Consider the following 18,845-nt stretch of genomic DNA (forward strand, 5'->3'; position numbering starts at 1 on the left):
ATGAAAATTTTGATTACAGGTGGTGCAGGTTTTATTGGTTCGCATTTGGCAGATAGGCTATTGCAACGTGGCGACCAGGTAATGGTGATTGACAACTATGCGACCGGTCGAAGAGATAACCTTTCCGCACATGCCAATTTACAAATTATTGAGGGCACAATTGCCGATCAAGAATTAGTCATTCAGTCATTTGAACAGTTCCAACCAGATTTAGTGGTTCATGCTGCAGCCTCTTATAAAAATCCTGATAATTGGGAAGAGGATACTTATACTAATATCACTGGAACAGTAAATGTCCTTCGTGGAATGAAGCAGGTTGCTTGTGATCGAATAATCTATTTTCAAACCGCATTATGCTACGGCGTTAAACCTCTCGCGCAACCTATTCAGTTAGACCATGCATTATTTCCTGCTAATAGCAGTTATGCCATTACAAAAACGGCCGCTGAGCACTTCATTGAGATTTCAGGGTTGAATTATGTAAGCTTTCGCTTAGCCAATGCCTATGGTCCTCGAAACATTAGTGGTCCATTACCCACTTTCTATCAGCGTTTAACACAAGGCAAAGCTTGCTTTGTAATGGATACACGTCGTGACTTTATTTACATTGATGACATGATAGATTGCGTTATGAAGGCCGTAGAAGGAAAAGGCAAGGGCATTTATCATATTTCTTCGGGCAAAGATTATTCTATTAAAGAATTATTTGATGCCACTATTGCCGCATTAGATTTACAACTTGACAATGATGTGGAAGTTAAACCGCGTAATCCGGACGACGCTTTTACTATATTACTTGACCCCAAAAAAACCAATGCCGAATTTGGTTGGGATATTAGTACGCCTTTAGTAGAGGGAGTAAAGCGTGCCATCAACTATTATAATAATTTTGGCATCAACGAAACTTTCACCCATTTAAAACAAGAAAATTAATTGGATAAATACATGACTTTCACAAATGCTAAGATTTTAGTTGTTGGAGGGGCGGGATTTGTCGGAAGTAATTTGTGTAATGCATTATTAGAGCATGATCCCAAAGAAATTATTATTGTTGATAATTTATTATCTTCTGAAATTTCTCAGGTCCCAGATAACACAAAAATAACATTTATCTTGGGCTCTATTACTAAAGATGCGATTTTAGAATCGTTACCTAACGACATAAATTACGTTTTTCATTTGGCGACCTACCATGGTAATCAAAGTTCAATTCATGATCCATTAGCGGATCATGAAAATAATACGTTGACTAGTTTAAAGTTATTCGATCGTATCAAATCATTTACAGAATTAAATAAAGTTGTCTATTCTTCGGCAGGTTGCACAGTAGCGCAGAAGACATTTGATGAAGCGACAGCAACCACCGAAGAAGATAACGTGTCACTATTCTTAGATAGCCCCTATCAAATTTCAAAAATTATAGGTGAACTATACGGTAACTACTATTGGCATCGTTATCGACTCCCCTTTGTTAAAGCACGTTTTCAAAATGTTTACGGACCGAACGAAGTTTTGGGCGCTGGTCAATGGCGGGGTACAGTCCACACAGTCTGGCGTAATGTCATTCCAACTTTTATTTTTCAAGCACTACATCATGAGGCGTTACCGGTTGATAATAATGGCATAGCCACACGAGATTTTATTTTTATTGATGATATTGTGAAAGGCCTTATTTCTTGCGCGCTAGAAGGGACGCCTGGCGAAATTTATAACTTAGCTTCCGGTCAAGAGACCTCGATCTTAGAGTTAGCCCAAAGCATTAATAATATTGTGGGTAATCCTACAGAAATCCATTTTAAATCCGCACGAGATTGGGATAGATCAGGAAAACGCTATGGGGATACCGAAAAAGCTAAATCAAAAATAAATTTCAAAGCAGAGATAGATATTAATCAAGGTCTCAACAAAACTATCGAATGGACTCTAGCTAATCTCAATATCATTAAACATTCCATTGCTAAGCATGTCCATTACACTTCGGGTATAAAAAAATATCTTGAGGTTACTTAATGTGCGGTATTGCAGGAATTGTTACTAATAAAACATCCAATTATATTCCTGTAATTAAACAAATGAATTATTTGTTGGCACACCGCGGTCCAGATGGCGAAGGCATTTGGGCAGATGCTACTCAACGAGTACATTTTGGCCACACGCGGCTTGCTATCATTGATTTATCTACCCACGCAAGCCAACCGATGCTTTCAGTTGATGGTCGATTCGTTTTAGTTTTTAACGGCGAAATTTATAATTATCTAGAATTACGTGCCTTGTGTGAAAAACAGGGTAGTCAATTTAACTCTCAATCAGATAGTGAAGTTATAATTGAGTGCTATCGTCATTGGGGCGAAAAGGCATTCAAGCTCTTTAATGGAATGTGGTCGTTTGCATTGTATGATCAACTGAAAGATGAAATTGTTCTTTGCAGAGACCCTTTTGCGATCAAACCTTTATATTATGTGATACATAACCAAACTCTTTATTTTGCTTCTGAAATAAAAGCACTGAAAGCGATCAATTCTCGATTTAATGAAGTGGATGAAGTCTCAGTGCAGCTTTTTGCTCAGCACGGTTACCTGGATAGAGAAGATTGGACTTTTTATCACCATATTAAACGATTTCCCCACGCGCATTATACAATTATCAATCTCAAAACGTGGCAGCACAAAATGACCTTGGTCCGTTATTGGTCGCCGCCTCTCCCAATACAAAAAATTAATAAAGCAGAGGCCACAGAACAATTAACCAAACTATTAATTAAAAGCATCACCTTGCATTTACGCAGCGATGTTTCTATTGCAGCTTGTCTTAGCGGAGGATTGGATTCATCGGCCATTGTATGTATCAGTGCAAAGAATAATGCAGGTAATTTAGAGGTATTCACTACTCACTACCCCGAACATCTCGCTATAGATGAGTCCCTTTGGGCTAAGCATATTGCAAATCATGTTTCTGCTAAACACCACTTTGCTACACCACGTTATGATAACTTTGTGAATGAATTTGATAAATTGTTAGATGTGCAAGATGAACCTTTTGGAAGTTTAAGTATTTTTGCGCAATATACGCTTTTTAAAAAAATTAAAGAGCAGAGTTTCAAAGTTGCTTTATCAGGGCAGGGCGCAGATGAGCAATTTGCAGGCTACCATGGATACTTTAATACCTATCTGGAATCCTTGTTATTCAAAGGTAACCTATTTGGATTTGCTCGTGAATTTTATTATCTAAACAAACATCACCAACATAAATTAAATGGCGTACAACTAGTCAAAAAAGTAGCGAATCGTTTGACATCTAATAATAAAGTACAAAAGCACCTGCTGGGTAATGCTGATGAATATCATTTTAGAATGAACACGTTACTACAACCCTATATCAACTTCGATGATACACTCGTTTCAATGTTGACCGAAACTAATCTCCCTCAATTATTGAGATATGAAGATCGAAACTCAATGGGTCAATCAATTGAATCGCGGGTTCCTTTTTTGGACAAAGACTTGGTTGATTTTTGTTTATCGTTACCTTCGAGTCTAAAAATTAATAAAGGCTACACAAAGGCAATATTGCGTGATGCGCTCAAAAATATTGTGCCTGACAATATTCGATTGCGCATGGATAAATTAGGCTATCCGGTACCCGAAAGCGAGTGGTTAAAGAAGGCTTACAATATGACTGTAACGAGTAATGGCAGCCGTGATTTCCGAGACATGATAGTAGATAAATGGCGTGCTCGGATTAATCAATAATTGATGGATAACACTATGCTTGATATTTTGAACAAATTTGATGCTGTTATTATGTTAACGTGGTCCGATTGGAAGACGGAATTACGGAGTAATAGATACCACTATGCATCACGTTTTTGTAAATTCCTGCCAGTTATCTTTGTACAGCCCGACTTGTTAACAGAAAAATATTATTATGAAAAAACTGAGCTGGCGAATGTTTTTATTTTACATGTCTCAAGAAAATTTTCTCAAAAACAATCCTTTATTCTTAATCAAGCATTGAGAGCTAAAAATATTATTAAGCCCTTAGTATGGGTATATAACTGTAGGTTTTCAAAGGTAATTGCAAACCTGTGGTCCCCGTTGGTGGTATATCATGCAACAGAAGATTATTTTTGTCATTCACCTCATCAAATAACGTCAGCGTCAATTTTGTACCCTGACATGATGGACACGTTACAGCAAGTCGACTTATTGGTGAGTGTTTCAGCAGGCGTTGAAAAAAGCTTTATCGAACAGGGCAAATATGCTGGCAAACATATTACCATTACAAATGGTTGCGATTTCAAGTTTTATTATGAAAAGAGACTTAGTCTAACTGAAAATTCCAATAACATTATTTTATATCAAGGCAACATTAATTCCAAACTTGATTACCCGTTATTATTAGAATTAGCTACGCGCATGCCTGAATATGAATTTTGGTTCTGCGGGAAAGTATCGGGTAATAACTCGCAGTGGAAAGACTTAATAAAAAAATCTAATGTGAAATACTTTGGTACTTTAAATTGCGATGAATTAAAAATAAAAATGTATCAAGCCGCTGTCGGAATCATTCCATTCCAAACCTCTGAATATATTGAACATTCATTTCCTTTAAAAGCCTTTGAATATTTGGCATGTGGACTACCCGTAGTATCGGTTCCCATCGAATCGTTACAACATTATAAAGACGTCTTTCATTTTGCAGTAAATGTTAATGAATTTGAATTGTCCATTAAAGCTGCTTTAATCTCATCACGAGATAAGAACTTAATTGAGTCAAGACAAAGCGTAGCTTCTGAGCAAGATTATGATCTCAAGTTTTCTGCGTTATGCAAATCATTGGCTTCCACATTACATCAAACCGAAGCCGCCGTTACTTCGAATCGACCTTTAGAGATGTTGGTGTTGTACGATGCTAATAGCATTCATGTCAGCACAATCAGCGAACACCTACGTGCATTTAAAAAATATTCCAAAAACAATATTTATTATGCGAATGCTACGGGTAATATAGATTGTTATATTGATTTATCTGTTTTTGATGTAGTTGTAATTCATTACTCCATTCGAATCAACACCAATAATTGTGATTCATCCCTCTCACCTCATTATATCCGCGCATTAAAAAACTATGGTGGTTTCAAAGCATTGTTTATTCAAGATGAGTACGATACCACCAACATTGCTAAAACGAAGATGTTGGATATAGGCATCCATACGGTATTCACTACTGTGCCAAAAGCCTATGTAGACGCTGTTTATCCTCCCGCAGAGTTTTCACATATTGACTTCATTCAGACATTAACGGGTTATATTCCAGAGCATCTAAATAATTTAGGTGATATAACACCGCTTCATACACGCAAAATGTGGATTGGATATAGAGGGCGAGATCTTCCTTATTGGTACGGCAATCTAGGTAGAGAAAAATTTATCATCGGAAAAGAGATGAAGCGGATATGTTCAGCTAAAGACATTCCGATTGATATCGAGTGGGAAACCGATAAACGTATTTATGGCGATAATTGGTATAAATTCTTATCGAGTTGTAGAACTACATTGGGAACCGAAAGTGGCTCCAATGTTTTTGATTTTACCGGTGAGATCAGTCGCAATATTCAGTTAGCCATGAAACAAAATCCGAGTGTAACCTACGAAGAAATCTTTGAACGATTTCTTTGTGCAGATGAAGGCAAAATAGTAATGAATCAAATATCTCCAAAGATATTTGAAGCCATTGCTCTTCGAACTGGCCTTGTTCTTTTTGAAGGTTCGTATTCTGGTATCATAGAGCCGGATTTACATTTCATTGCTTTGAAAAAAGATTTTAGTAACTTCGATGAAGTATTAACTAAAATTGGTGATGATAACTATCTTCAAAAAATGACGACGCGCAGTTTTGATGATGTGGTGAAGTCAGGTCGATTTAGCTATAAAGCTTTTATTAATGAAATAGATATCTATTTCGGGACTAAGGTAAAAAGTCGCAGCGAAGCGTCAATTATACCCATACTATTTGCGTATGCTAATCATTCGCGTTGGTCGCACACAAATACCAGTTCTAAAGGTTCTATCCAATCGAGTCTTCTTACAAATGATTTAGTTAATAACCCAGCCTCACTATCTATCATCAATAAAATCGGTATTAAAAATTATAAGGGCCTACCTACTAAACCATTTGCTCATTTATTACCCCGAATGCTGAAGGGTATTTTGGCTTCGAACCTAATTATCAAGCCACTTATTCGGGTGAATAATGTACTTCCGGGTAAACCTTTAACCAAGGTTTACTCGACCATAAAAAGATGTTTAAAAATATAAGTTACTGAGTTATTGAAAGGGAGTCATCATGATAATTTGTCCAGATTGTCATAAAGATATTGATTTAAGTTATAAATGTAATACCTGCAATTGGAAATTAACTCATCACCATGGCATATCCAGCTTTTTGTCTAAAACAGATATGGCGGATATGACTTTTCAGAAATATATTCAGAATTATGATGAAATAAGCGACGATGATCTTGCTGAAAGTATTCAAGACATAGATTACATTCGTTATCAGACTCATAAATTTCATTCCTATCTAGGGAGTATTCAAAATAAAAATGTATGCGAAGTAGGAATTGGTAAAGGTTTATTATTCGATATGCTGATAGAAAATACTCCAAAAAACTTAGTCGGAATTGATATCAGCGTGCCTTATCTTAAAAAATATAATGATATAATGCGTCACAAAAATGATGTCAACGTCATTCTAGCCAATGCTGAAAATATTCCTTACAGAAATGAGTTTGACCTAGTAGTCGCCGCCGATATTTTAGAGCACGTATTTAACGTCGGAGATTTTTTATACTCCGTGCGCCGTTCCTTGAAAGATACCGGCGTATTTGTCGTAAGAACGCCTTATGATGAAAATATAAATATTTACTCTAAATTTGCGGGCTGTAAATATGATTTTGTACACCTGCGTAACTTTTCTAAACGTTCACTTAAGACGGTGTTAGAAGGTGCGGGATTTCAAGTAATAAAATTCCATTTTGATGGTTTTTATTCGTATAAAAAACGCAAACTTTTTAAGCTTAATAAATATATAGATTACTTGTTTGAAAAATGCATGAAAATGAAATATCACGACCCTCATCATGTTACTAAGATAAGTAATGCATTAGGAAAATTTTTGATGAAACCCAGTGAAGTGGTGGCTGTGTGTCGAAAAATAAATACTGCGTAGTTTATAAGAGAGCGTTATGTTAAAAATAGTGACCATTATTGGCGCCCGTCCTCAGTTCGTTAAAGCGGCTGCACTCAGTCGTGCCTTTGACAAATGCGAAAAAGTAAATGAGATCTTAGTTCATACAGGGCAGCACTATCACGATAATTTATCAAAAATTTTTTTTTCACAATTAGATTTAGCAACGCCCAAATATAATTTGCAAGTAGGCTCCGCTTCACAGGGTTACCAAACTAGCCAAATGTTGAGCAAAATCGAAGATCTGCTCATAGCAGAACAGCCTGATTGTGTCTTAGTGTATGGAGATACCAACTCGACTTTAGCGGGCGCGCTTGCTGCTGTAAAATTACACATTCCAATCGTCCACGTTGAAGCGGGCTTGCGATCTTATAACAATAGTCAGCCGGAAGAAGTCAATCGAATTCTAACAGATCGCATTTCAGATCTCTTATTTGTACCTAGCCAGGCGAGTGCAGACAATTTGTTAAAAGAATCAATAGAATCTCACAAAATTCATATTGTGGGGGATATTATGTATGATGTGGTGAAACTTTTCGAAAACCAATGTGAAACATCTTCTATTCTCGCCGACTTAAACTTACCAGCAAAATCTTACCTAGTTGCAACCATCCACCGTGCAGAAAACACTGCATCCGACAATTTAATTAATATTTTCGAAGCCTTTAATTCACTGAGCACCGAACAAAATATCGTCATTCCATTACACCCCCGGACGCATAGAAGGTTGGTCGAATGTTCTTTTAATATAAATCCCGCCATTAAAATCATTGAGCCGCTTGGATTTTTTGACATGATGAAGCTAGTAAAAAATTCTAAGTTAGTAATTACCGATTCGGGCGGCTTACAAAAGGAAGCCTTCTATCATAAAGTTCCTTGCATAACCTTGCGAGAAGTCACTGAATGGAAAGAATTGATTGAAAGTGGGTGGAATGTATTGTTGAATCCCAACGCTATGTCCGATATCGCGACATTTATTAATAGAATGGAAAATATAACCCCTGAATGGAATAATCCCTACGGAGAGGGAAAAACTGCAGATTTAATTGCTGCTAAAATTTTGAATACCTATCATTTGTGATGCCTCTTTTTCGTCCTTCGAGCGACGATTCAAACTCTTTTTGAAAGGCCATAGAATAGCCATACAACGCAACTAAATACCCCAGCATCCCGCCGGCAATCACATCACTGAGAAAATGGTAATCCTTACCGAGAATCCCTAGGAGGCCGCCTAGAGTTAACACTAGATAGAGAGGCTTTAGACGAGGGTAGAGGAGCCACAACACGGTGACTCCCGAAAGTAGTGTGGCAGCATGACCAGAAGGAAATGATTCAAAGTTCACCCCCTTGTTAAAAAAATGAAAACCATACATATTATCCTTTATAAAGGAAGGGTTGTTGTACGCCCAAGTTTCTGGCCAATAACGCCCAAATATAAATTTAAAAAAGTCTTTCATAAAGTCTGTAATTGCTATAACATTCGCAAACAGTAGGGCGTGCCGGTCAAGTAGACTCCAGCGACCTAAGCTAAAGCGGATCAGTATAGTGATATAGATTATAGGAACTGCCACAGCGAATAATTCTGGGATTTTTGCCAAATAATCAAATACTGCTAAAGAACGAAGATGTTGTGATAACCATGTTGCAAGTTGTCTGTCAATAAAGAAGTAACAAAACACCACTGCCAATATCGTTGAGGCTATTAATAAAGTCGTCCTCATTAGTGATCTTTTATCCATTATTCACCTATTTATTAACAGTTAATGATTCTCGACCCGCATTGAGTCCTCTTTTCACTAAATTTAATGTTCTCTATTCTGAAGTGTAGCTAACAATTTGATTTTAAACGATTTTTTATTTTGGGCAAATTATGTTCATTTTGTAGCAGAGCCAGTCCCGAAGCGATTTTTTGGTCTCTGCTCACTTAATATCAACAGAGTTATCCACAGAATCTGTGGGTAATTTTAGGGCATATTATGACCCATAAAAACAACCGTGACTTCCAGTCCCGTTCCAAGTTGGGGTGATCCCAAAATTATCTCAGCATCATGAATTTCAACAATTTGCTGGACTATGCCCAGGCCGAGACCACTACCGGTGGTCTTATTACCTAAAATTCTGAAAAAACGTTCAAAAACACGATTATGCAATTCTTCAGGAATGCCGGGGCCATTATCAGTCACTTTCAAAATAACATTATTTTTCTCGGAATATATATTTACCTTAATCAAACTTCCCATCGGAGTATAACGGATTGCATTATCGACTAAGTTGCGAATAAGTATAGAGACAGCTGTAGGATAGCCCATTATGGTGCCTCCATCCTCCGGCGCATCCAATTCAATTTCGGTATTCTTCTCTAGAGCAGCTGGAGCGAGATCAGCAATAACGTCCCTAGCTTGCTTGACGATGGATACTTCCTCAAATTCTTTAATAGTGGCTTGGGGCACCATGCGGCTGAGCGTTAACAACTGTTGTACGACATGAGAGCTGCGATCTACACCTTGTAGGACTTTACCCAGCGCTTCGCGCATTTCAGTTTCAGTAATGGCTTTGAGGGCAACTTGGGTTTGAGCACGCAAAGCAGCTAAAGGAGTGCGCAGTTCATGGGCTGCATCTGCCGCAAACCTTTTTTCTCTTTCAAAGGCTTCGCGTAATCTTTTAAATAACTTATTTAATTCGTCTATAAGCGGTTTTATTTCAGTGGGGACAGCTTCTAAGTCAACAGGTTCTAAATAACTGGGCGCACGTTGCCGAATTTCATTGGTAACTTGCTTGATGCTGTCCAATCCTCTTCCCACTATAATCCAAATTAAAAGTCCGAGAAAAGGGTAGGTGATTAACATGATAAAGATAGAGTCTTGAGTGACGCGTCCTTCCAGTTCTTCGCGAAAATCACTGCGCTCAGCCACATCCACCCGCATGCCTGAATTTTTATCAACTGTGGTAAACACATGCCATAATTGACCCTCTATCCATTTAGTACTAAATCCGGGTTTTCCATGGGAGAGTGCCTGTTTAGGAGCGGTGCTCGAACTTAGCACTAAATTGCGGTTTTTGTCCCAGACTTGAAACTGAATTAACTCATAGGTGGGGGTGAAAATTTTTTTATGGTCATTCTCATGATAAGCATCAGCTATCTGAGGTAAGCTATTGATTTGTTTTTGTATTATGCTGATGTCGCGTTTGCTAATATCATCGCTGACAAACGCAGCAATGGTGAGTGCACTTACCGTTAATTGAGCATTGAGATGCTTTTGTAAATCTTTGTGCTCGAGAAAAAGATTACCAATAATGGCTAATGAGGTGATAAGCGTAATGCTCAACAATAGATTGATGAGTAAAAAAGTACGAATTGACGGAGTCATTAGCTACTGCCTAGTGCTATATTTGAAAATGAAGTACATAGAGAAGATTAGGTGTCTTTTTTCTCCTTATCCACCATATACCCCACCCCCCGAATTGTTCGTATGAGCTTTGTGCCAAATTTCTTTCTTAAATTATGAATATGCACTTCAAGCGCATTACTATCTACATCGTCTCCCCAGCCATAGAGGGTGGAGGTCAGGTGCTCACGAGACAAAACGCGACCTGCATTTTCGAGTAGTTTTTGAAGTAAAGCAAATTCTCTGCGAGAAATATTAATAAGTTCATCATTAACATGAACCGTATGGGATGCAGGATCAAGCGCGATTGTGTCGTAGGTTAATATCGGTTCTGCTCTCGAAGTGGTTCTTCTTTGAAGTGCACGCATTCTGGCGCAAAGCGCATCTAAATCAAAAGGCTTAACAATATAATCATCAGCCCCAGCATCGAGCCCTTTTACCTGGTCTTCAACAGTTTCTCGCGCAGTCAATATGACAACCGGAGTGGCGATATTTTTGGAGCGCATCGATTTTAATACTTCGAGGCCCGATCGTTTAGGGAGGCCTATATCGAGAACTACAATATCAAAGCTTTCCGATAAAACAGCCTGCTGAGCGCTTTGACCATCTTTAACCCAGTCCACTGTGTAACCATATTGAATAAGGCCATTACGAACGCCATCGCCTAATAGTTCATCATCTTCAACTAATAATACGCGCATCTAATTCACCTTTGGTTGAATATTAAAGCTGCCTCACTAAGCTGCCATTATATTGCATATATACTTACATTTATTATAGCTATTATCCTACAAATAATAAAATATATCAAAAACATAATATATATTCTCATATAAAGATAGATCACCCAAACTGAATTATTTTGATTTCTTAAGTTTGCGTGGCGAAAAGCTTAATGGTAGGGTATTCTTAATTCATTTTATTATCACTGTCAGCGATTCCCGCTGTCAACTGTTAGCAGCTTATTTAAGCGCTTTGGGTTCGGTAAAGGTTAAATCCACCGAGTATTCTTTGACTATTTTTCTTAAAAACTAAGGAGAATAAATTGTCCTCTGTCAACTCAACACGAAAAGATACAATTGATCGCAAAAAAATTGTCAAAAAAGTGGTTGCCTGTGCTAAAAAACGAGTTGAATCTGATGAAGTAAAACTATTAACTTCATTCATTGAACTGTATTTTTCCAATGTACCCATTGAAGACATAGCAGAAAGAAGTACTAAGGCCCTTTTTGGTGCGGTATGTTCTCATTGGAATTTACTTAAAACTCGCAAGCCTCATCAATCTAAAATTAAGATTTTCAACCCCACAGAAGACAAAAATGACTGGCAATCTACGCATACTATTGTAGAGGTTATCCATGATGACATTCCCTTTTTGGTCGATTCTTTGCGTATGGAAATTAACAGCTTGGGTTATACGATTCACCTGATTATCCATTCGGGCGGGATGAAAGTTTATCGGGATAAGGCGGGCCATATTACCACCGTTCTTCCAATAGATTCTAAGGCGACCGATGCTATTACCGAGGCGCCAATTTATTTTGAAATTGATAAGCAAACTGATCCCCAAATATTGAATAATCTCACTGAAAATTTGCAACGGATTCTCATTGACGTGCAATTGGCAGTGAATGATTGGAAAAAAATGCAGAATAGAGTGGGCAATATTTTAGAGGAAATGGTTGCAAATCCTCCCCCCCTTAAACACGAAGATATTGAAGAATCTAAAACTTTTCTTGAATGGCTAAAGAATGACCATTTTACTTTTTTAGGAAGTCGAGAATATGTTGTTGTAGAGATTGATGGTGATAAGGCCTTACAGCTCGTTCCAAACACCGGCTTGGGAGTATTGAAAGATGAGGGCAGAAGCAAAGTTATCCGCTATTACGATGAATTGCCGTCAAAAGCGCGCAAACAAGCTTTATCAAAACAAATACTGATCATTTCTAAAACGAATACTATCTCGACCGTTCATAGACCAACCTATACAGATTACATTGGTGTAAAAAAATTCGATGAGAGAGGCGAGATTATTGCATTAACTTTATTCATTGGTCTTTATACCTCCGAAGCTTATAACAGCAAATTAAGTGATATCCCATTTATACGAGATAAAGTTCAAACTATTTTAGAAAAGTCTGGCTTAACACATAATTCACATGCCCTCAAAACGCTGCAAAATATATTAGACACATTTCCCCGTGATGACATGTTTCAAGGCAATGTTGATATGCTGTGCGAAATTATGGTGGGAATTCTCCATCTTCAAGACCGCAAACGAATACGTATGTTTGTATTAGAGGATCTTTATGGGCGTTATGTGTCTTGCTTAGTTTATGTGCCACGTGACAATTTAAGTACAGACCTTATCTATCGAATGCAGGCTGCGCTGGTCACTGCTTTTAATGGCCGCAAAGTAACATTCACAACCTACTTCCCCGAATCGGTTCTTACGCGAATCCATTTTGTTATCCGCGTAGACCCTAAAAAGAAGTTGAACTATGATCTTAAGCAAATTGAAAATGAGTTGATTCACATTGGACGATCTTGGAAGGATGATCTACAAGAAGAAATACTTGCGAATTTTGGTGAGGAAGCAGGGATAGTACTTATGAGCCGCTATGAACGCGCATTTCCTGCAGGCTATCGTGAAGCCTATTTGCCCCGCAATGCCATTTATGATATTCACCATCTGGAAAAGCTATCCGAAGCGCATGATCTTGAATTAAGTATTTACCATCCCACAAATGCCGCTCCCAATAATCTTCGTTTCAAATTGTATCGACTGAACAATTCTATACCTTTATCAGATGTACTACCCATATTAGAAAACATGGGACTTCGGGTGATAGGCGAACAACCTTTCCAAGTTAGCTACGATGACGGATCGATGGCTTGGATCAACGATTTTAATATGCTTTATAATATTGACGATGCATTGGATATCAATGAGATCAAGGACATCTTTCAAGAAGCTTTCCATAAAATTTGGTACGGTTATGCCGAAAATGACGGGTTTAATAAATTAGTACTCGGTGCTAAATTAACCTGGCGTGAAATCTCTGTTCTAAGAGCTTATGCAAAATTTTTACGTCAGCTAGGCTTTACCTTTAGTCAACAATACATTGAAGATGCCTTTTCAACTAACCCTGTTGTTGCTCGGCTTCTAATGGATCTTTTCAATCTTATCTTTGATCCAGCAATCACTAAGAAAGCAGATAAAATATCATTTATCGAAGAAGAACTTTCACGTGAACTTGATAACGTGGCCAATCTTGATGAAGATAGAATTTTAAGACGTTACTTAGAGGTGATGAAAGCTACCCTCAGAACGAACTACTATCAGCAGACCCATGAGGGTGAATATAAGCCTTATCTTTCTTTAAAGTTTAACTCCTCCTTGATTTCTGACATTCCTCTCCCAATTCCAATGTTTGAAACCTTTGTGTATTCCACCGATTTTGAAGGTGTCCATCTTCGCACGGGTAAGGTGGCAAGAGGAGGGCTGCGATGGTCAAATAGACGCGAGGATTTTAGAACAGAAGTACTGGGCTTGATGAAAGCGCAGCAAGTGAAGAATGCTATTATCGTCCCCTCCGGTGCAAAAGGGGGGTTTGTGGTTAAAAATCTACCCCTTGATGCAAATAGAGGAGCAATGATGGAAGCGGGGGTAAATTGCTATCGCAATTTTATCCGCGGATTACTTGATATTGCTGATAATTTAGTCGGAGGTTCTGTTATCCGACCTAGCGATACCGTTTGTTTTGATGAGGAAGATCCTTACCTGGTTGTGGCTGCCGATAAAGGGACAGCTACTTTTTCCGATATCGCCAATGACATAGCGGCTGAGTACGGTTTTTGGTTGGATGATGCATTTGCTTCCGGTGGGTCCACTGGCTATGACCATAAAAAAATTGGCATTACCGCGCGAGGAGCTTGGGAATCTGTCAAATCGCATTTTCGTGAATTGACTATTGACCCCTATCACGATGACTTCACTGTGATTGGTATTGGCGATATGGCAGGCGATGTTTTTGGTAATGGGATGCTTTATACCGATCATATTAAATTGATAGCCGCTTTTAATCACACTCATATCTTCATCGATCCTAATCCAGATACCAAATTAAGCTACTTTGAGAGATTACGGTTATTCAAACTGCCAGCCTCTACGTGGGAAGATTATGACCCTAGCCTTATTTCAAAGGGAGGCGGCGTTTTTAAGCGGTCCGTCAAATCCATTAAGCTTTCTTCTGAAGCACGTGCTGTCTTAGGTATTTCCAAAGAGGCAATTATTCCTAACGATTTGATAAAAGCTATTTTGAAAGCTCCTGTTGATTTGTTTTGGAATGGGGGCATTGGCACCTACGTCAAGTCTAGCGCTGAAACCCACAGCGAAATTGGTGACCGCGCCAATGACGCCTTAAGAATCAATGGCAATGAACTACATTGCAAAGCAGTTGCTGAAGGTGGCAATTTGGGCTTTACACAATTAGGGCGGATTGAGTTTGAGCTATCCGGCGGCAAAATAAATACCGATTTCATTGATAATTCAGGCGGCGTTGATTGTTCAGATCATGAAGTCAATATCAAAATCCTTCTCAATCAGCTGATCGTTGATGGTGTGTTAACCGAAAAGAAACGTAATCAATTACTTTCTGAAATGACGGATGAAGTGGCTCAGCTCGTTTTGTATGATAATTATTATCAAACACGTTCAATTAGTTTTGCTGTAAGCAATTCAATGACCTATTTAGAACTGTATCGTCTGTTTATGCAAAGCCATGAAATGCACGGCAATCTAAATCGCCCGCTAGAATTTTTACCCGATGACAAAACCATTAATGAACGTAAAGCTAATCATCAGGGGCTCACACGCCCTGAAATTGCAGTATTGATGGCCTATAGTAAAAATATTCTTAAAAAAGAAATTTTAAACACTAAGTTGCCAGAAGAAAAATCGCTATCAGAATATATCGAGCTCGCTTTTCCACGCACACTTTGCAGACGCTACGCATCTCAGATGCAGCAACATCATCTACGACGTGAAATCATTGCTACCCAATTGAGTAATCATCTTGTGACTGAAATGGGTACTACCTTTGTTTATCAAATAAACGATGAAAATAATGCTAGCACAGAGGAAATAGTACGCGCTTATATGACTACCCGTAAACTTTTTGATTTACATTCACTGTGGACTCAAGTGGAAGCTTTAGAGCATAAAATATCTATTGAAGTACAAAATGAAATGATCTTGGATATTATGCGTTTAGGGAGGAGGGCGACGAGATGGGTATTGTTGAATAAACGTTACTATTATGACATCGATGAAATGGTTGCGCATTTTTCACCTTATCTGACTAAGGTTGCTAAAATATTACCCACTATTTTATTTGGTCAAGAAAAAGAAAAGTTTGAAGCTAGAACAAAATACCTTATCTCTGAAGGCGTTCCCGAAGACATAGCAACTAAAATATCTGCTACGCGCCCACTTTATTCGGCGCTTAACATTATTGAAGCCGCCATTACCAATAAAGTGGATGTTCTTGAAGTAGCCAAAATTTATTTCAAGATTATGGAACGTTTAGAATTAATTTGGTTCCGAGAAAAAATTAATGATTATCCCGTTGATAATCACTGGGCAGTATTAGCGCGCGCGGATTACAAGGGTGATTTAGATTACTTACAACGTATTTTGACAGTGAGTGTAATTAAGTTTGCTGGAAGATCTAAGCACATAGATGATCACGTCAATAAATGGTTAGAAAGTAACAAGAAACATATTGCAAGATGGAAAGCAGTTTTAGGAGAATTGCGTAGTACAAATACCAATGAGTTTGCAATGTTAACCGTGGCAATGCGTGGCTTACTCGAACTTGCACAGGTCAGTCGACAAGAGGGTCAAACTGAAGGTTTTTGCTTTTTTCAAGAAGCATAATATTGCGCAAACTTTGAACAGAAAAATCATGAGATGTTTTTTTTTCATATTAAAAAAAAGTGAAAAAAATTGTACTTCCTAGTTAAAAAACATAGTTAGGAAATATAATTATATTTTTTGTTAATTTTAACTTGCATTTACTCTCAAGATAAGTCTAAATTACCCATGTAAAGAGCAATGGACATGCTGACTTTCAGCAACCATCTCTAAGCATCATTGCGAAAGTGATGAATGTTGGTTCAAAGTTTTTTTTAAAAAAACTTTTTGGTGATTTGTCTTAAACTCAAATAAAGAGGGAAGTGAATTATGATTATGAAAACAGGTTTGATTGCAATTGCTGCTGGCGCTATGTTACTTGCTGGTTGTGCTACCCAGGTTCCATCTGACTCTGGATGCTGCCCAACAAAATGCAACCCATGCGCTCCTGCTTGCCCAAGCTGCAAAGGAATGTCATCTTGCAAAGCTAAATGTGACCCATGCAGCCCATGCGGTGGCAACTCCTGCAAAGGTGAATAGTCGCAGTAGAAAGTAGAAGATTTTTTAAATTTTCTAGTGTCAGTTGTTAGCCGAGGTTTACCTCGGCTAACTCTTTTAAAGAAGTCCCACTATGCAAAAAGATAATTATCTAGGATTTGGGCTAGGACTACGGCCAAACCACTACCATGACATTCTCGCAAATAAACCCCCCGTTGATTGGTTTGAAGTTATCACCGAAGATTATTTAGTTCCCGGCGGTAACAGATTACATTTTCTTGACCAAATTACGGACAACTATCCTGTTGCTATGCACGGAGTCTCACTCTCCATTGGAAGTTGTGATCCGTTGGATTGGGATTATCTGCAACAATTAAAAAACCTTGCCGCGCGCATTAAGCCTCGCTGGATTTCTGATCATTGTTGTTGGACAGGGGTGAATGGCACTAATCTCCATGATTTATTACCTTTGCCTTTTACCAGTGAAGCGGTTAAGCATGTGGCCGAACGGATAAGTCAAGTGCAGGATTATCTGCAATCTCAAATCTTAATTGAGAACGTTTCCAGCTATGTTACCTATAGCCATTCTGAAATGTCAGAATGGGATTTTATGAGACAAGTGGCCGAGGAGGCCGATTGTCTTATTTTACTTGATATAAATAACGTTTATGTAAGTTCCTACAATCATCATTTCGATCCCCTGGATTATTTGAAGGGTATTCCCGCTGAACGGGTAAGACAATTTCATTTAGCGGGACACAGTAACTTTGGCACACATATAATAGATACCCATGATCACGATATTATTGATCCTGTCTGGGATTTATATGCTTTTTCAGTGCAGCATTATGGCTTTGTTTCAACAATGATTGAAAGGGATGACCATATCCCCCCCATTGATGAATTGCTTGTGGAATTGAATAAAGCCAGATCCATTGCAGAAAAGATTTATAGCGAGAGTGAAAATGTCAGCGTCACTGCGTGAATTACAAGAAAATTTTCAAGCATACGTCCTAGAGGGCGACAAAAATATCCTGGAGTCTATCTCAACCGAATACAATAACGCGGTTGAGCGAATAGATATCTATAAAAAGGGGTATGTGCTTCGTTTGTTAGAGATCCTTGAAAAAGACTTCCCCTTGCTGCGTGACATGCTTGGTGAAGAAGCCTTTACCAAAATTGGTCGGGAATATATTCAGAGCTTTCCCTCTGATCATTTTTCAATCTGTAATTTTAGTCGTCATTTTAGTAAGTTTGTATTAGATGTGCATGCGCAGCTCTTTTGGTCTGAATTTGCTACCTTTGAATGGGTTACTTCTCAAGTTCTAGACGCCGCAGATGCTCGGCATATAGCAATAGCCGAGCTAGGCACCGTTGCACCTGAATCTTGGCCTTACATACAATTCACCTTCCATCCTTCCGTTGTGCTGCATCAGTTTCATTACAATGTGCCTCAAATTGCCTACGCTATGATGATAGAGCAGGAGAGCTTGCCTGAGGCTGTCCATAATGAAGCTAAAGTCACTTGGGTAATATGGCGATTCGAGTTGAAACCTTTTTTTGAATCGGTCACCACAGAACAGGTGTGGATGATCGAAGCTCTCAAACAAGGTAAAACGTTTGCGGAAATCTGCGAAGGCTTATGTCAATGGCTGCCTGAAGAAGAGGTAGCAATGTTTGCAGCGGGCTCTTTGCGCAACTGGATCGAAAAAGGACTATTCTCGGAACTAAGCATTGCAGAATCAACCATTATGGTTGATGCGGAAGCTGCTGCTGTATAACATGTTTTGATTCTA

At 38.4% G+C, this 18,845-nt stretch carries 12 protein-coding genes; 9 read left to right on the forward strand and 3 right to left on the reverse strand.

The window, feature by feature from the left end; translation table 11 throughout:
• Genes H0U71_00375 through wecB form a run of 6 tightly spaced genes read left to right on the forward strand, consistent with a single transcriptional unit; the run spans window position 1 to window position 8,329 of the window.
• Window positions 1-933 carry an NAD-dependent epimerase/dehydratase family protein gene (locus H0U71_00375; GenBank protein MBA2653507.1) on the forward strand — a complete coding sequence of 311 codons (933 nt, stop codon included), beginning with the start codon at window positions 1-3 and terminating at the stop codon, window positions 931-933.
• 12 nt (window positions 934-945) lie between these two features.
• A complete protein-coding gene (locus tag H0U71_00380) occupies window positions 946-2,010 on the forward strand; it encodes an NAD-dependent epimerase/dehydratase family protein (protein ID MBA2653508.1) in 1,065 nt (354 codons plus the stop codon).
• Complete coding sequence (gene asnB / locus H0U71_00385) at window positions 2,010-3,749, forward strand: asparagine synthase (glutamine-hydrolyzing) (protein ID MBA2653509.1); 1,740 nt, start codon at window positions 2,010-2,012, stop codon at window positions 3,747-3,749. Before H0U71_00380 ends, asnB begins: the two co-directional genes overlap by 1 nt.
• A 15-nt stretch (window positions 3,750-3,764) precedes the next feature.
• Window positions 3,765-6,317 carry a glycosyltransferase gene (locus tag H0U71_00390; GenBank protein MBA2653510.1) on the forward strand — a complete coding sequence of 851 codons (2,553 nt, stop codon included), beginning with the start codon at window positions 3,765-3,767 and terminating at the stop codon, window positions 6,315-6,317.
• 28 nt (window positions 6,318-6,345) lie between these two features.
• A complete protein-coding gene (locus H0U71_00395; protein MBA2653511.1) occupies window positions 6,346-7,230 on the forward strand; it encodes a class I SAM-dependent methyltransferase in 885 nt (294 codons plus the stop codon).
• 16 nt (window positions 7,231-7,246) lie between these two features.
• Window positions 7,247-8,329 (forward strand): UDP-N-acetylglucosamine 2-epimerase (non-hydrolyzing), encoded by a 1,083-nt coding sequence (gene wecB / locus H0U71_00400; protein MBA2653512.1) that lies wholly within the window; start codon window positions 7,247-7,249, stop codon window positions 8,327-8,329.
• On the opposite strand, the gene H0U71_00405 is transcribed toward wecB, so the two are convergent.
• From H0U71_00405 to H0U71_00415, 3 genes are all read right to left on the reverse strand, one after another.
• Window positions 8,301-8,987, reverse strand: coding sequence for a phosphatase PAP2 family protein (locus tag H0U71_00405; protein ID MBA2653513.1), 687 nt, complete (start codon window positions 8,985-8,987; stop codon window positions 8,301-8,303). The two genes, wecB and H0U71_00405, sit on opposite strands and share 29 nt — an antisense overlap.
• A gap of 225 nt (window positions 8,988-9,212) precedes the next feature.
• Window positions 9,213-10,616, reverse strand: a complete 1,404-nt coding sequence (locus H0U71_00410; GenBank protein ID MBA2653514.1) for a two-component sensor histidine kinase — start codon at window positions 10,614-10,616, stop codon at window positions 9,213-9,215.
• 47 nt (window positions 10,617-10,663) lie between these two features.
• The gene (locus H0U71_00415) at window positions 10,664-11,335 is read right to left on the reverse strand and encodes a response regulator transcription factor (protein MBA2653515.1); all 672 of its coding nucleotides are present in this window, start codon (window positions 11,333-11,335) and stop codon (window positions 10,664-10,666) included.
• 344 nt (window positions 11,336-11,679) lie between these two features.
• Here H0U71_00415 and H0U71_00420 point away from each other — a divergent pair, with 344 nt between their 5' ends.
• The 3 genes from H0U71_00420 (at window position 11,680) to H0U71_00430 (ending at window position 18,830) form a co-directional block, all read left to right on the forward strand.
• Entirely contained in the window at window positions 11,680-16,575 is a 4,896-nt protein-coding gene (locus H0U71_00420; protein MBA2653516.1) for an NAD-glutamate dehydrogenase, read from the forward strand.
• Window positions 16,576-17,182: 607 nt separating this feature from the next.
• Window positions 17,183-18,034, forward strand: a complete 852-nt coding sequence (locus tag H0U71_00425) for a DUF692 domain-containing protein (GenBank protein ID MBA2653517.1) — start codon at window positions 17,183-17,185, stop codon at window positions 18,032-18,034.
• Complete coding sequence (locus H0U71_00430) at window positions 18,015-18,830, forward strand: putative DNA-binding domain-containing protein (GenBank protein ID MBA2653518.1); 816 nt, start codon at window positions 18,015-18,017, stop codon at window positions 18,828-18,830. Before H0U71_00425 ends, H0U71_00430 begins: the two co-directional genes overlap by 20 nt.
• The last annotated feature ends 15 nt before the right edge of the window (window positions 18,831-18,845 follow it).

This window comes from Gammaproteobacteria bacterium, from assembly GCA_013697705.1.
Classification (GTDB): Bacteria; Pseudomonadota; Gammaproteobacteria; order UBA6002; family UBA6002; genus UBA6002.

What these genes read in the sequence shown, in the direction of transcription:
- H0U71_00375 (MBA2653507.1), top strand. Translation starts at nt 1, where the DNA reads ATGAAAATTTTGATTACAGGTGGTGCAGGTTTTATTGGTTCGCATTTG.
- H0U71_00380 (MBA2653508.1), top strand. Translation starts at nt 946, where the DNA reads ATGACTTTCACAAATGCTAAGATTTTAGTTGTTGGAGGGGCGGGATTT.
- asnB (MBA2653509.1), top strand. Translation starts at nt 2,010, where the DNA reads ATGTGCGGTATTGCAGGAATTGTTACTAATAAAACATCCAATTATATT.
- H0U71_00390 (MBA2653510.1), top strand. Translation starts at nt 3,765, where the DNA reads ATGCTTGATATTTTGAACAAATTTGATGCTGTTATTATGTTAACGTGG.
- H0U71_00395 (MBA2653511.1), top strand. Translation starts at nt 6,346, where the DNA reads ATGATAATTTGTCCAGATTGTCATAAAGATATTGATTTAAGTTATAAA.
- wecB (MBA2653512.1), top strand. Translation starts at nt 7,247, where the DNA reads ATGTTAAAAATAGTGACCATTATTGGCGCCCGTCCTCAGTTCGTTAAA.
- H0U71_00405 (MBA2653513.1), bottom strand. Translation starts at nt 8,987, where the DNA reads ATGGATAAAAGATCACTAATGAGGACGACTTTATTAATAGCCTCAACG.
- H0U71_00410 (MBA2653514.1), bottom strand. Translation starts at nt 10,616, where the DNA reads ATGACTCCGTCAATTCGTACTTTTTTACTCATCAATCTATTGTTGAGC.
- H0U71_00415 (MBA2653515.1), bottom strand. Translation starts at nt 11,335, where the DNA reads ATGCGCGTATTATTAGTTGAAGATGATGAACTATTAGGCGATGGCGTT.
- H0U71_00425 (MBA2653517.1), top strand. Translation starts at nt 17,183, where the DNA reads ATGCAAAAAGATAATTATCTAGGATTTGGGCTAGGACTACGGCCAAAC.
- H0U71_00430 (MBA2653518.1), top strand. Translation starts at nt 18,015, where the DNA reads ATGTCAGCGTCACTGCGTGAATTACAAGAAAATTTTCAAGCATACGTC.